The 14944-nt window shown below is 71.6% G+C and carries 10 protein-coding genes; 7 read left to right on the top strand and 3 right to left on the bottom strand.

Annotation, left to right across the window (positions count from 1 at the left end):
• Positions 1–69: 69 nt before the first annotated feature.
• Positions 70–2742: a phosphoenolpyruvate carboxylase gene (locus E1269_RS00490; RefSeq protein ID WP_131889892.1), complete on the bottom strand. Its 2673-nt coding sequence runs from the start codon at positions 2740–2742 to the stop codon at positions 70–72.
• A 117-nt stretch (positions 2743–2859) separates the two neighbouring features.
• On the opposite strand from E1269_RS00490, the gene E1269_RS00485 reads away from it, so the two are divergent.
• The 4 genes from E1269_RS00485 (at position 2860) to E1269_RS00470 (ending at position 7441) form a co-directional block, all read left to right on the top strand.
• On the top strand, positions 2860–4446 hold the full coding sequence (locus E1269_RS00485; RefSeq protein ID WP_203432646.1) for an acyl-CoA carboxylase subunit beta: 1587 nt from the start codon (positions 2860–2862) through the stop codon (positions 4444–4446).
• 114 nt (positions 4447–4560) lie between these two features.
• Positions 4561–5499 carry a metallophosphoesterase gene (locus E1269_RS00480; RefSeq protein WP_131889890.1) on the top strand — a complete coding sequence of 313 codons (939 nt, stop codon included), beginning with the start codon at positions 4561–4563 and terminating at the stop codon, positions 5497–5499.
• A gap of 20 nt (positions 5500–5519) precedes the next feature.
• Positions 5520–5726 (top strand): acyl-CoA carboxylase subunit epsilon, encoded by a 207-nt coding sequence (locus tag E1269_RS00475; protein ID WP_131889888.1) that lies wholly within the window; start codon positions 5520–5522, stop codon positions 5724–5726.
• A 47-nt stretch (positions 5727–5773) separates the two neighbouring features.
• Complete coding sequence (locus tag E1269_RS00470) at positions 5774–7441, top strand: DUF885 domain-containing protein (protein ID WP_131889887.1); 1668 nt, start codon at positions 5774–5776, stop codon at positions 7439–7441.
• Between the two features lie 87 nt (positions 7442–7528).
• On the opposite strand, the gene E1269_RS00465 is transcribed toward E1269_RS00470, so the two are convergent.
• Together E1269_RS00465 and E1269_RS00460 are read right to left on the bottom strand one after the other, a co-directional pair.
• Positions 7529–9676, bottom strand: a complete 2148-nt coding sequence (locus E1269_RS00465) for a glycosyl hydrolase family 18 protein (RefSeq protein ID WP_162606154.1) — start codon at positions 9674–9676, stop codon at positions 7529–7531.
• Positions 9676–11856 (bottom strand): bifunctional polysaccharide deacetylase/glycosyltransferase family 2 protein, encoded by a 2181-nt coding sequence (locus E1269_RS00460; RefSeq protein WP_131889883.1) that lies wholly within the window; start codon positions 11854–11856, stop codon positions 9676–9678. The genes E1269_RS00465 and E1269_RS00460 overlap by 1 nt, the downstream gene beginning before the upstream one ends.
• 572 nt (positions 11857–12428) lie before the next feature.
• Here E1269_RS00460 and E1269_RS34070 point away from each other — a divergent pair.
• The 3 genes from E1269_RS34070 (at position 12429) to E1269_RS00450 (ending at position 14895) form a co-directional block, all read left to right on the top strand.
• On the top strand, positions 12429–12506 hold the full coding sequence (locus E1269_RS34070) for a putative leader peptide (RefSeq protein ID WP_420810594.1): 78 nt from the start codon (positions 12429–12431) through the stop codon (positions 12504–12506).
• Between the two features lie 96 nt (positions 12507–12602).
• Positions 12603–14006 (top strand): dicarboxylate/amino acid:cation symporter, encoded by a 1404-nt coding sequence (locus E1269_RS00455; protein ID WP_131889881.1) that lies wholly within the window; start codon positions 12603–12605, stop codon positions 14004–14006.
• Between the two features lie 148 nt (positions 14007–14154).
• Positions 14155–14895, top strand: a complete 741-nt coding sequence (locus E1269_RS00450; RefSeq protein ID WP_131889879.1) for a Maf family protein — start codon at positions 14155–14157, stop codon at positions 14893–14895.
• Positions 14896–14944: the final 49 nt, after the last annotated feature.

The raw sequence follows: 14944 nt of genomic DNA, 5'->3' as shown, positions 1-14944 counted from the left end.
CGACACGAGATCTCGTGCTGAACGTGATCATTACGGGAGTGGGCAGGAGCATCCACGGCGGCGGGTGGCTCAGCCGGTGTTCTGGAGGCCGGCGGCGACGCCGTTGACGCTGATCTGCAGGAGCCGGCGGTTGGCGGCTTCGGCAGCGGAGCCGGACTCCACCTCGTCGCGCCGGAGCGCCCGCAGCGCCCGGACCTGCAGGTACGACAGCGCATCGACGTAGGGGTTGCGCAGCGCGACCGCCCGGCCCAGCACGTGGCGGTCCTCCAGGAGTCGGCTGTGCCCGGTGACGTCGAGGACCCAGCGCGTGGTGAGCGCGTGCTCGTCGAGAATGCGTTCGGTCAGTTCCGGCCGGTCGCCGAGCGCGAGGTACCGGGCGGCGATGCGCCGGTCGGACTTGGCCAGCGACATCTCCGCGTTCTCCATCATCACGGTGAACAGCGGCCACTCGGCGTACGCGCGGCGCAGCAGCTCCAGGTCGCCGACGGCGGCCAGCCCGGAGCCCAAGCCGTACCAGCCGGGCAGGGTGACGCGGGTCTGCGACCACGAGAACACCCACGGGATGGCGCGCAGGTCGTCCAGCGACGACACGGTCAGCCCGCGCCGCGCCGGTCGCGAGCCGATGGGCAGCGAGCCGACCTCCTCCAGCGGGGTGACCCGGGCGAACCAGTCCGGGAAGCCGTCGGTGCGCACGAGCGCGTGGTAGGCCTCGCGAGCGGCCTCGTCCAGCATGGCCGCGACCGAGGCGAAGTCGACGGCCGCGGCCCGGGCTCGCTCCTCCACGGCCGGCGTGGAGGCCAGCAGCACGGCGGAGGCCACCTGCTCGATGTGCCGGCGGGCGATGGCGGGGTCGCCGTACCGGGCGAAGATGACCTCGCCCTGCTCGGTGAGCTTGAAGCGGCCGTCGACGGAGCCCGGCGCCTGCGCCAGGACGGCCCGGTTGGCCGGCCCGCCGCCGCGGCCCAACGCGCCGCCGCGGCCGTGGAACATGGTCAGCGTGACCTCGTGCGAGCGCGCCCACGCGGTGAGCCGGGCCTGCGCGTCGTAGAGCGCCAGCGTCGCCGAGACCGGGCCGACGTCCTTGGCGGAGTCGGAGTACCCGAGCATGACCTCCAGGCGCCGGCCGGTGGTGTCGAGCCGGGCTTTGGTCTGTGGCAGTTCGACGACCTCATCGAGGATGTCGACACAGGCGGCGAGGTCGGCCCCGGTCTCGAACAGCGGCACGACGTCCAGCGCCAGCGGCCGGCCGTCCAGCGCGTGCCGGGCCAGCGCGTGCACCGCGGCGACGTCGTCGGCGGACTGGGTGAACGAGACGACGTAACGGCGGCAGGCATCGGGGCCGAAGCGGGCCTGGATCTGCGCCATCACCCGGATGGTCGCCAGCACCTCCTCGGTGCGTTCGGACAGCTCGCCGCCGGCGGCGATCTCGTCCAGCGCGGCCTTGTGCACCGCGCTGTGCTGGCGGACCTCCAGCTCGGCCAGGTGGAAGCCGAACGACTCGACCTGCCAGATCAGGCCCTGCAGCTCGCCGTAGGCCTGCCGGGCGGCGCCGGCCTCGGCCAGGCTCCCCTGCACTGCACGCAGGTCGGCCAGCAGCTCGGCGGCCGTGCCGTAGGACAGGTCGGCGTCGCGGCGGCGGGTGGCACCGACGCGCGCCGCAGCGTAGAGAACCGCGATGCGGTGCGGCTCGTTCGGCGAGCGGGAGGCCAGCTCGGTGTACGCGTCGGGCTGGGCGGACTCGGCGTCGGCGAGCATGCGGCGCACCTCGGGCGAGGCCGGAGTGTTGGCGGCATCGAGGGTGAGCCCGCGCCCGACCCGCGTGCAGGCGGCCTCCAGCGCGGACAGCACGTGGTCGGACTGGATGGCCATGGCCTGACGGGTGATGGCGCTGGTGACGTTGGGGTTGCCGTCGCGGTCGCCGCCGATCCACGAGCCGAGCCGGACGAACGCCGGCACCTGGGGGGCCGCGACGGGACCGGTGCCGGCCGCCGCGTCGCCGCCGGACAGCGCCATCTCCGCCCGCCGGTACACCTGCGGCACGACGTGGAACAGGACGTCGTCGAAGGCGGACATGGCCGTACGGACCTCGTCGAGCGGTCCGGGCCGGTCGACCCGCAGCGGCTCGGTGCGCCACAGCACGTCGATCTGCTCCAGCAGCATCCGGTGCGTCTCGGCGTCCTCGGACGCGCCGAGGCGGGGGTCGTCGCGTCGCTCCAGCAGCCCCGCGATGCGCCGGATCGCGGTGACGATGGCACGCCGGCGCGCCTCGGTGGGGTGCGCGGTGAGCACCGGGCGGAACTCCAGCCCGTCCAGCAGGTGTTTGGCCTTGTCCTGCCCGGCCAGCCGGGCGACGTCCTCGACGGCCTTGGCGACGGTGCCGGCCAACGGGTGGTCGGCGCGGTCGCCGGCGCGCAGCGAGCGGACCCGGTGATACTCCTCGGCGGCGTTGACCAGGTGGAAGTAGACGGTGAACGCGCGAGCGACCTCGTCGGCCCGCTCCAGCGTCCACGACGCGACCAGCTGTTCGGCCTGCGTGGCGGCGTCGTCGGCGACGGTCTGGTCCTCGTGGTGCGAGGCGATGGTCAGCTCGCGGAGCCGCTCGACGTCGGCGAGCAGCCCGTTGCCGCCGTATTCGCGCAGCACCTGGCCGAGCGCGTCGCCCAGCTGGCGCACGTCGGCACGGAGCCGCTCGGGCATCTCGAAACGGGCGGCCTCGCGGGAACCGGTGGCAGTTGCGGCCATGCGGCCCAGGGTAGTGACGTCGAGCCTGGCCGGCGGTCGTGCCCCACAGTGCGAGACGGCGCCTATCGCCCGTGCTCTAACCTGCTAGAGCTTCGTCCACCCATCGGAGGCACCGACATGACCGTGCACGACGTCCCCGACATCCACACCACCGCGGGCAAGCTGGCCGACCTGCGGCAGCGGATCGACGACGCGGTGCACGCGGGCTCGGAGCGGGCCGTTGAGAAGCAGCACGCCCGCGGCAAGAAGACCGCGCGCGAGCGCATCGCCATGTTGCTGGACGAAGGGTCCTTCGTCGAATTCGACGAACTGGCCCGGCACCGCTCCACTGCGTTCGGCATGGAGAAGAACCGTCCGTACGGCGACGGCGTCGTCACCGGCTTCGGCACGATCGACGGCCGTCAGGTCGCGGTGTTCGCGCAGGACTTCACCGTCTTCGGCGGCAGCCTCGGACAGGTGTTCGGCGAGAAGATCGTCAAGGTCATGGACTTCGCGCTGAAGACGGGCTGCCCGATGATCGGCATCAACGACTCCGGCGGCGCGCGCATCCAGGAGGGTGTGGTCTCGCTCGGCCTCTACGGCGAGATCTTCCGCCGCAACGTCCACGCGTCCGGCGTCATCCCGCAGATCTCACTGATCATGGGGCCGTGCGCGGGCGGCGCGGTGTACTCGCCGGCCATCACCGACTTCACGGTCATGGTCGACCAGACCTCGCACATGTTCATCACCGGGCCCGACGTCATCAAGACCGTGACCGGCGAGGACGTCGGGTTCGAGGAGCTCGGCGGCGCCCGGTCGCACAACACCAAGAGCGGCAACGCGCACTTCATGGCCGCCGACGAGGCCGACGCCATCGACTACGTCAAGGCGCTGCTGTCGTACCTGCCGCAGAACAACCTCGACCCGGCGCCCTCGTTCCCGGACGCGGACGCCGTGCCGGAGATCACCGACGCCGACCTCGCGCTGGACACGCTGGTGCCCGACAGCGCCAACCAGCCGTACGACATGCACGCCGTCATCGAGGCCGTGCTCGACGAGGGCGATTTCCTCGAGGTGCAGCCACTGTTCGCCGGCAACATCGTCGTCGGCTTCGGCCGCGTCGAGGGCCAGTCTGTCGGCGTCGTGGCCAACCAGCCGATGCAGTTCGCCGGCACGCTGGACATCGACGCCTCGGAGAAGGCCGCGCGGTTCGTGCGAACCTGCGACGCCTTCAACATCCCGGTCCTGACGTTCGTCGACGTGCCCGGGTTCCTGCCCGGCACCGACCAGGAGTGGAACGGCATCATCCGCCGCGGCGCCAAGCTCATCTACGCCTACGCCGAGGCCACCGTCCCGCTGGTCACGGTCATCACCCGCAAGGCATACGGCGGCGCGTACGACGTCATGGGCTCCAAGCACCTCGGCGCCGACGTCAACCTCGCCTGGCCGAGCGCGCAGATCGCGGTCATGGGCGCCCAGGGCGCGGTGAACATCCTGTACCGGCGCGAGCTCGCCGAAACCGCCGACCCGGAGGCCCGCCGCGCGGAGCTGATCACCGAGTACGAGGACACCCTGGCCAACCCCTACGTCGCGGCCGAGCGCGGCTACGTCGACGCCGTCATCGCACCGTCGCGGACCCGGGTGGCCATCGTCCAGGCGCTGCGCGCACTGCGCACCAAGCGCGAGAGCCTGCCGCCCAAGAAGCACGGCAACATCCCGCTGTAGCCGGCCTGAGCCCGGCCGGGGTCATCCAAGGTTCATTCCTCGTTCCCGGCCGCTTCCGCCGTGCGACCGGTCGCTTCGGTTGGCTGAGACCTCCCGAGCCACCAGGAGGTCGTCGTGAACAGCACCGCCGGTACGAGCGCGAGGACGTGGAGCCGACGGGGATTCCTGGGGGTCTCGGCCGGCGCGATCGCCATCCCGTTCGGGCTGGGCAGCCCGCAGGCCGGTGCCGGCGAGGACGGGTTCCGGTTCGGTGTCGTCGCCGACTGCCAGTACGCCGACTTCGAGAACACCGGGACCCGCCACTACCGGGCGTCCATCGGCAAGCTGGCCGAGGCGGTCGAGACGTTCAACCAGAGCGACCTGGAGTTCATCACCCACCTGGGCGACTTCGTCGACCGGTTCGAGCGCAGCTTCGCCGAGATCCTGCCGGTGTTCGAGAAGGCGCGTCGGCTGAAGGTCCACGTCCTGGGCAACCACGACTTCCAGATGCCCACCGACCAGCTGCTCGATGTGCTCGACATGCCGAACCAGTACTACCACTACCGGCGCGGCGGCTGGCGGTTCGTCGTCCTCGACACCAACGACGTCAGCACGTACGCGAACCCCGAGGGCTCGGAGAAGCACGAGCTGGCCCAGGAGATGTACGACGAGCTGGTGCGGCAGGGCGCCGTCAACGCCTACACCTGGAACGGCGCCGTCGGGGAGGACCAGCTGGCCTGGCTCGAGGACGTGCTGACGATGGCACGGCGCAGGGGCGAGAAGGTGGTCCTGAGCGCGCATCACCCGGTGTACCCGAAGGACGCGCACAACGCGTGGAACGACCACGCGCTGCTGGACGTGATCGACTCCTACGACAATGTGATCGCCTACTTCAACGGGCACAACCACCAGGGCAACTACGGGTTCCGCAACGGCGTCCACTACGTCACGTTCCGCGGGATGGTCGAGCTGGACTCGAACGCGTTCTCGATCGTCCAGGTCCACGCCGACCGCTTCGAGATCGACGGGTACGGCCGCGAGCCGAACCGGACGCTGCCGTTCCGAGCCCCGTGAGACGGGGTTAGGGTGACGGCGTGAGCGAGACGCCGTTGCTACGGGTGGTGCGGGGCAACCCGACCGACGAGGAGCTGGCCGCGCTCGTCGTCGTGCTCACGGCGAAGGCGACGGCCGGACGTGCGCCGTCGGGCCCGCGGCGGTCGTCCTGGGCGTCGTACTGGGCCTATCGGGCGCCGCTCACTCCGGGCGCGGGTGCCTGGCGGGCCAGCGCGCTACCTCGCTGACGGGGCGAATCTGACCGAAAAGGACGCGACCGTCTAGGGTCGCTCCCGTGACCAATCCGCAGCCACCGCGAACCGTCGACGAGATCGCTGACGCCTACGTCGACGCGTACGCCGCCCTCGACCCCTACACCGCCACGTACGTCGGCCTGACCGGCCACGACGACGCGAGCACCGACCTGTCGCCCGACGGCTTCGCCGCGCGGCGGGCGCTGGCGCGGCACACCCTCGCCGACCTGGACGCCGCCACCGCGGCCGACGAGCGCGAGCGGGTCGCCGCCGAAGCCATGCGGGAACGGCTCCGCCTCGACCTGGAGATGGACTCCGCCGGGCTGAACCGCAACCTCAACGTCATCGACAGTCCGATGCACTGGGCACGCGAGACCTTCGACCTCATGCCCACCGAGACCGGCGAGCAGTGGGCCAACATCGCCGCTCGGCTGCGACAGGTACCCACCGCGTTGGAGCAGTACCAGCACACCATGCGCGAGGACACCGCGGCCGACCGGCCGCCGGCGCTGCGCCAGGTGCTCGCGGTCGCCGAGCAGGCCCGCCGCATCTCCGGCACGTTCTTCGGCGAGCTGGTGTCCACCGGCCCGGAGGCGATGCGCGGCGACCTGGACCCGGCCGCCGCCGAGGCGTCGCTGGCGTTCGAGCGGTTCGGCCGGTTCCTCACCGACATGGTCGCGGCGAAGGCCCGTGAGGACGACGCCGTCGGCAAGGACGCCTACGCCATCGCCTCGCGGTACTTCCTCGGCGCCGAGATCGACCTGGACGAGACGTACGAGTGGGGCGTCGCCGAGCTGACCCGCATCGAGGCGGAGATGGCCGAGGTCGCCCGTCAGGTCGTTCCCGGCGGCAGCGTCGACGACGCCGTCGCCGCGCTCGACGCCGACCCGGCCCGGATGATCGCCGGTACCGACGCGCTCCGGGCGTGGATGCAGACCCTCTCCGACCGCACCGTCGAGTCGATGAACGGCGTCCACTTCGACATCCCGGAGCCGATCCGGCGGCTGGAGTGCCGCATCGCGCCCACCAAGGACGGCGGCATCTACTACACCGGCCCCAGCGACGACCTCACCCGGCCGGGCCGGATGTGGTGGTCGGTGCCGGAGGGGGTGGACCACTTCTCCACCTGGCGCGAGACGACGACGGTGTTCCACGAGGGCGTCCCGGGGCACCACCTGCAGGTCGCCCAGGTCATCTACCGCCGCGAGGTCCTCAACCGCTGGCAGCGGCTCATGTGCTGGGTGTCCGGGCATGGCGAGGGCTGGGCGTTGTACGCCGAGCGGCTCATGGCCGACCTCGGGTTCCTCGACGACCCCGGCGACCGGCTGGGCATGCTCGACAGCCAGGCGTTCCGCTCCGCGCGGGTGGTGGTCGACATCGGGATTCACCTCGGCAAGGACATCCCAGAGTCGCTGGTGCGCTCCGACGGGCTGGCGCCCGGACCATGGACCGCGGAGTCCGCGTACGCGTTCCTGCGGGCGCACTGCCGGCTGCCCGACGAGTTCCTCCACTTCGAGCTGGACCGTTACCTCGGCTGGCCGGGCCAGGCCCCGTCGTACAAGGTCGGTGAGCGGATCTGGCTGGCCGCCCGCGACGATGCCCGGCGCCGTCAGGGCGACGCGTTCGACCTGCGGGAGTTCCACCGGGCGGCCCTCGACCTCGGCTCGGTCGGCCTCGACCCGCTGAAGAACGCCCTGGCCCGCCTCTGACAGCCGTCCCGTGATCGAGCCGCTTGCTGCTCGACGGGGTTCGGCCGGGCGAGCAGCGCCGGACCAGACCCACCGCCCAGCCGGCGGCTACGGCTGCCGGCCGGTCCCTAGGACCCGCCAGAGGGTCGGGTCCTCGCCGCCGAGCCGCCACACGAACACCCCGCCGAGATCGTGCTCGGTGGCGACGTCCAGCTTGGCGGCGAGGCTGGGTGCGTCCTCGAACCAGACCGCGTGCTCGTTCTGAGCGCCGGGGTAGGTGAACCACGGCACCTGCGCGTCGGTGTCCCACTGCACTACGCTGTCGTGCCGCTCGGCGACGGCCATGGCGTCGGCGAACATGACGCTGCGGGCGCCGTCGTCGCCGGCTGCTCCCCAGTCGTAGCCGTGCGCGGCCAGCCCGAGGATCACCCGGTCCTCGGGGATGTGCCGGACCGCGAACCGGACGACGTCGTCGACCCAGCCGACCGGCGCGATCGGCCCGGGCTCGGAGCCGGCCCACGCGTGGTCGTAGGCCATCACGCGGACCTCGTCGACAGCGGCCCCGGCGAGCTCGTAGAGCCGGGCCAGTCCGGGCGGATCGTCCGTGGTCGCGGCTGGCAGGGCCGCCGTCAGCCGCCTGCCCTGGTCGTGCAGGGCGTCGGCGAGCTCGTGCAGGAAGACCCCGAACGCTTCGTAGTCCTGCGGTGCCAGCGCCTCGTAGTCGACGTCGATCCCGTCCCAGCTGTTGGCGTGGACGGTGTCCACGATTGCCTGGACGTGCCCGGCCCGCCGCCGCGGATCGGCCACGAGCTCGTGCACCAGGGCGCCGTCCCACTGGTCGTCGCGGAAGTTGCTGATGGACGGGATCACCTCCAGGCCCAGCGCCCAGGCCTGGTCGCGCACGTCGTCGGTCTCCGACTCCTGGTTGCGGGTCAGCCCGCCGGCGTCGGTGGGGGTGTACCAGACCGGGCTCACCGAGGTCAGTACGTCGGAGGCGACCTGAAGGGAGGCCAGGCCACGCTGCTGATCCCACGGCGCCAGGTACGCGCCCACCGTCCAGGTCCGCTCGGGCGGCTCGTCCGGGCTGGTCGCCGGGATCGCGGCCCACGAGGTGATCAGGAGCGCGACCAGGACCGCTACCCCGAACCGGCTGAAGACCGCCGCGACGCCGCGGCTCCACGCCGGACGGCGAGACACGGACGTCGTGTGGACCAACCCGGGCAGCAGCCGGACCGGCCGGCCGGCGGCGACGTCCTCCGCCCACCCGAACAGCACCGTGGCCAGCACGGTCAGGGCCGCGGCCAGGAGCGCGACGGCGCCCAGGGCGGGAACGCCGAGATCGGCACACAGCCCTACGGCGAGGACGATCGCGATGCCGTGCCACAAGTAAAGCGTCACGACGCGCGCGGTCATGAAGTCGACCAGCCGCCCCAGCAGCGGAACCCGGTCCACCCCGTCCGGCCGCGGAGACCATCGCATCAGCAGCAGGACGGCGCCCACGGACCACAGCGCCTGCGCCACCGGGATCTTGTAGAGGTCGTTGCCGAACTCGGGCGCCGCCTGGGTCAGCGCCCACCCCAAACCGGCGGCCATGCCGGCAGCTGCCAACGTCGCCGCGATCGCCAGATGCAGCCGGCGCAGCCCGCCGCTGCGGTACGCGAACCCGAGGAGCCAGCACGCGCCAAAGGTCGCGAAGTCCAGCAGTCCGTCCCCGGGCGTGCCCCACGCATCCAGTTCGAGCGGGCCAGCGGCGCTCAGGACGATGACGGCGATCGGTGCCAGCACCGTGGGCACGGGCCATCGCCGGAAGGCCCACATCAGCACCGGCGACAGCACAACGAACCAGAGGTAGGCGCGCACATACCACAGCGGTTCGGTGGCGCCGGCCGCCCACGCACTAGCGGGCGGGTCGAGCACCGGGACGATCCAGTACACCAGCTCGTCCCACGGCACCGGTACGGTGTCGCCGTCGGCGTCCCAGCCGCGCCACAGCATTGCGGGGACGACCACCGCGCCCAGCAACCACAACGGCGGCAGCAGCCGGCGCAGCCCCTGCGCGATCACGTCGAAGGCCGGCGCCCGTTCCAGCGACCGCGCCACCAGCGAACCCGCCACCGCGAAGATCACGCCCATTGCCGGGAACACGATGGACTGCCAGGCCCACCCGGCCAGGTGGTAGGCCATCACCCCCAGGAGAGCGACGGCCCGGTATACGTCGAGGTGCCGCTCCCGCTCCATGGTTCCTGTTGCGCCCATCATCGCGCCTCCCGAGTGGACGACTCATGCATGGAGGATTCCCGGGTGGTGATTCCGTGGGCCGACGTCCGCGGACCTGGGTGGACGGCGGCGGACTCGTCCTCCTGTTTGCCCACCCTTCGCAGCTTCTGCCAGCGCAGCCGGATGCCCTCCAGCGCCGTGACGATGGACTGGATCACCACCGCATACATCAGCTGCCGGTACACCAGTTGCTGCAAAGGCAGCAGCCACAGCCCGGACATCGACTCACCGTCCAGCCGGCTGGCGTACGCTCCGGCGAACAGCTGGCTGCCCACCAAGGCGAGCCAGCCCAGCAGCGTGCGGACCGGGTCGAGGAACACCAGGCCATAGACCAGGAAGACGTCGATCAACGGCGCCAGCAACGGCAGCAGCACCTGGTAGAGCGCCAGGTGCAGCAGCCCGATCCGGCCGAAGCGGCCCGAGCGGCCGGGCTCCACGACCGCACGACGGTGCTTCCACATCGCCTGGATCGTCCCGTAGCTCCACCGGTAGCGCTGTCGCCACAGCTCACCCATGCCGGCGGGGACCTCGGTCCACGCCACCGCGGTCGGCTCGTACACCACCCGCCAGCCGGCTCGCGAGATCGCCATGGTCAGGTCGGTGTCCTCGGCCAGCGTGTCGTCGCTGACCCCGCCGACCTCCGTCAGCGTGCGCCGACGGAACCCGCCCACCGCGCCCGGGACGGTCGGCATGCACTGCAGCACGTCGTAGGCCCGGCGGTCGATGTTGAAGCCGACGACGTACTCGATGTGCTGCCAGGCGCCGAGCACCCCGGACCGGTTCGCCACCTTCGTGTTGCCGGCCACGGCACCGACGCCCGGGTCCGCGAACGGCTGCACGAGCTGGCGGACCGTGTCCGGCCCGAACGTCGTGTCGCCGTCCATCATCACGATCAGGTCGTGCCTCGCGTGGGCGACCCCGGTGTTCAGGGCGGCCGGCTTGCCACCGTTGGGCTGCCGGATCACCGTCACGTCCGGCAGGTCCAGCGCCCGCGCCACCTCCGCCGTCGCGTCGGTCGATCCGTCGTCGACGACGATCACCTCGGCGGGGTGGTCGCTGCGAGCCAGGGACCGGACGGTGTCGGCGATGCAGGCCTCCTCGTTGTACGCGGGGACGATGACCGACACCGGGTCGTGGGCCGGAGGCCGGTGCGGCGCCGACCGCCGCCGGCGGGCATGCCGGCGCGCGAGCACCACGAGCGTCAGCAGCCGTAGGATGACCAGGGCGCCGGCGATGGCCGTGAGGAAGGCGAGCACCGTTGTCGCCGTCGTCGCGGCGCGGACCAGGACGAGCAGCGTGGTGCCGCGCAGCCACTCGACCTGGTCGGCCCGTGGGTTGAGATCCTCCCCGCCCACAACGTCGGCGACCGTGGCGAATCGGTAACCGCGGGCGCGCAGCTCCGGGATGAGCCGGTCCAGCGCCTCGACGGTCTGCGCGCGGTCCCCGCCCGAGTCGTGCATCAGGACGATCCCGCCGGCACCGTTTTCGGGAATGGCGTCCCGTGCGATCGCGTCCGCGCCAGGACGGGACCAGTCCTTGGTGTCGTGGGTGGTCAGTACCGTGATATACCCTCCACGGCCGAGGTTGCGGATCGACGGCCAGGTGGTGTCGTCGATCGCCTCGGACACCGACGAGTACGGTGGGCGCACGAGCGCCGACGTCACGCCGGCGGCACCGGCCACCGCGAGCTGGGTCTGCGAGAGCTCGAGCTCGCGGCGCCAGTCCGGGAGGTAGGCGAGGTCGGGGTGGGTGAACGTGTGGATCCCCAGCTCACTGCCGGCCGAACGGATCTGGCGGACGAGTCCCGGCCACTGGGCCACGAGGTTCCCGACCACGAAGAACGTGGCAGGGACGTCGTGGCGGCGCAGCACCTCCAAGACGCGCGGCGTCCACACCGGGTCCGGGCCGTCGTCGAAGGTGAGCACGACGGTCCGTTCCGGGATCGCGAACGCACGTGCCGTGCCGTCGCGCAGGTCGATGATCGGCCGGCCGGAGCGGACGACGTCCGGGACGCTGTAGGCGTCGGTGGGCGGCGCCACTCGGTGGTCAGCACCGAACTGCGCCTTGACCAACCCGTTCACCAGGAGCAGCACCGCGAAGACGACAATGACCACGCTGATGAGCAGCCAGTGCAGCCGCGGCGTGGTCGCATGGGCCATGCCTGAGGTCCTGGTCAGCTGGTCCGGCGGGGGTCGCGGCCGGACCGACGTCATCTCGGTACGCCCACCTCGGCCGGTCGCGGCGTTCTCTCGACTGCCGGGACATCCGTAGATCCGCTCCGGTCACCGGGACGCACGGGGTCGGCTGCCAGGCTGGCGACCAGCAGCGCGACATAGAGCACGCATACCGCGGCGACCGCCAGGCCCCACCAGGTCATCCTGCGGCGTCGCCGACCGCGATGGTCGAGGAACACTGGCCGGCCGCCGGCACGAGCAGGTGGGTGCCGGTCTCGATCATGCGCTGACCGCACGAACAGCTGCGGGGCGACGGCAACACCGTCGATTTCGTGCATGGCTCCCCCCGAGTGCGCACGATTTCGAACGTCACGCCCGGCCGGCGGGTGCCCACCACACCTCGGGTGCCGGCTCGTCGCGGCGCGGCCTGTACCGGCGATCGTACGTCCATATCCGGCGAACGGCGCGGGAACGATGGTCCCGACTTCGGCGGAGCGCGACTTTCCGCCCGACTTCGGGAATAGCACTCCGTCTGGGTGGGTTAGGGTGTATCGGCCATGGCGAACATCTGGGGACTCACCGAGCGCCTGCACGTCGATCTGCGACGGCAGGCCAGCGCGGTCTGTCCGGGTTGAGCCCAAGCGAGCGCCCGCCGCGCCGGCGATGGGCGGCCCCGCGCTCGCCGCTCCCCGTGTGACCGTCCCCCGTTCCGTGTTCCGAAAGGCTTCAGCATGTCCCAGTCCACGACCGCCGATGCGCCCGCGTCCAGACGGCTGCGGCTCCCGTCCTTCTCCGTCCAGGTCCTGATCGGCCTGGTCCTCGGCGTCGTCCTCGGCCTCGTCGCCCGCAATCTGGGCCCGGCCGCCGACGGCAACCCCAACTGGCTCACCAGCACGCTCGACACCGTCGGCGGGCTCTTCGTCGACCTGCTCCGCACCGCGGTCGTCCCGCTGATCTTCACCGCGATCGTCGCCAGCATCGCCAACCTGCGCAACGTCACCAACGCCGCCCGGCTGGCCGGTCAGACCCTGCTGGGGTTCGCCGCCACCGCGCTGATCGCGGTGAGCATCGGCCTCGCGCTGGGGCTCATCCTGCAGCCCGGCGAGCACACGTCGGTCACCGAGGCGGCCGCCGCCGAGCCGGGCCGCACCGGCGACTGGTGGGCGTTCCTCACCAGCCTGGTCCCGACCAACGTCCTCGGCCTGGAAGCGTCCACGTCGCTCGACCCCGAGTCCGGCGCGGCCGCCACCAGCCTGACCTTCAACGTGCTCCAGCTCGTCGTGGTCTCCGCGGCCATCGGCATCGCGGCACTGAAGGTCGGTGAAAAGGCCGAACCGTTCCTGGCCTTCAACCGGGCGGCCCTGGCGATCATCCAGAAGGTGCTGTGGTGGATCATCCGGCTGGCCCCGATCGGGACGATCGGCCTGCTGGGCTACGCCGTCGCCGACTACGGCTGGGACGCCATCGGCTCGCTCGGCCGCTTCACGCTGGCCATCTACGTCGGGCTGGCGCTGGTGCTCTTCGTCGTCTACCCGGTCCTGCTGCGTGCGCACGGCCTCAACCCGCTGAAGTTCTTCACCGGCGCCTGGCCGGCGATCCAGCTGGCCTTCGTGTCGCGCTCGTCGGTCGGCACGCTCCCGGTGACTGAGCAGGTCACCGAGCGCAACCTCGGCGTCTCGCGGTCCTACGCGTCGTTCGCGGTGCCCTTCGGCGCGACGACGAAGATGGACGGATGCGCCGCGATCTATCCGGCCATCTCCGCGATCTTCGTGGCCCAGTTCTTCGGCCTGGACCTCAGCATCTCCGACTACCTGCTGATCGTGCTGGTGTCGGTGGTCGGCTCGGCGGCGACCGCGGGCACCACGGGCGCGACGGTCATGCTCACGCTGACGCTGTCGACGCTGGGCCTACCGCTGGCCGGGGTCGGTCTGCTGCTGGCCGTCGACCCGATCCTCGACATGGGCCGTACCGCGGTCAACGTCGCCGGCCAGGCGCTGGTGCCGACCATCGTCGCCAAGCGCGAGGGCCTGCTGGACCTCGACGTCTACAACGCCGACCGCCGCGGCGACGTGTTCGCCGGCAGCGAGCCGGAGGACGACGAGCCGGCGCGGCCGGCCAGCCTGGCGACGGCATGAGGCAGCACCATCGCAACCGAACGACCGAAGACAGGGCCGCCGGTCGCGGGTTAGCCTCGCAGTGACCATGAAGGCCCGGTGATCGTCGGCGGTCGAATGTCCGCAGGGCATCGACCGCCGATGATCATTTTCGGTAACGTGAGGTCCTGTGTTGCGGCTGCTACTGGCTTCCCAGTCCCCTGCCCGGCTGGCGACGCTGCGTTCCGCCGGCATCGAACCGGTGGTCCAGGTCTCCGGCGTCGACGAGGACGCGGTGCTCGACGAGGCACGTTCCCGCGGCCCGTTGTCCCCACGCGACGTCCCGCTGCTCCTCGCGCGGGCCAAGGCCGAGCACGTCGCCGGGCGCACGTTCGCCGGCATGATCGTGCTGGGCTGCGACTCCGTCCTGGAGCTGGACGGCGAGATCCACGGCAAGCCGGCCGACGCCGACGAGGCCGCCCACCGGTGGCGGCTCATGCGCGGGCGCTCCGGCATCCTGCACACCGGGCACTGGCTCATCGACCTGCGCGAGCCCGACGCGGGTGAGGCCGGCGGCCGCCCGCGAGGGCCGGGCGACACGTGGCAACCCACACAGGTGGAAACAGCCCGCCGCTCCCTAGGCGAGACCGCCGACACGACGGTGCACTTCGCCGACCTCTCCGACGCCGAGATCGACGCGTACGTCGCCACCGGCGAGCCGCTGCGGGTGGCCGGCGGATTCACCATCGACGGCCTCGGCGGCCCGTTCATCACCGGCCTCGAGGGCGACCATCACGCCGTCGTCGGCCTGTCCCTGCCGCTGCTGCGGCGGCTGCTGGCCGAGTTCGGCGTCTCCATCACCGACCTGTGGCGCACCGACCGCGACCACGAACCCGTCCGTCGCCGGGCCCGCCGCGCCGGCCGCCCATGATCATCAACGGTTGGCGACGTCATAGCGTCGCCAACCGTTGATGATCATG

This window comes from Jiangella asiatica (assembly GCF_004349065.1).
GTDB classification, from domain to species: domain Bacteria; phylum Actinomycetota; class Actinomycetes; order Jiangellales; family Jiangellaceae; genus Jiangella; species Jiangella asiatica.
Note: the sequence above shows the minus strand (reverse complement) of the source record. Positions and strands in the feature narration are given on the sequence as shown.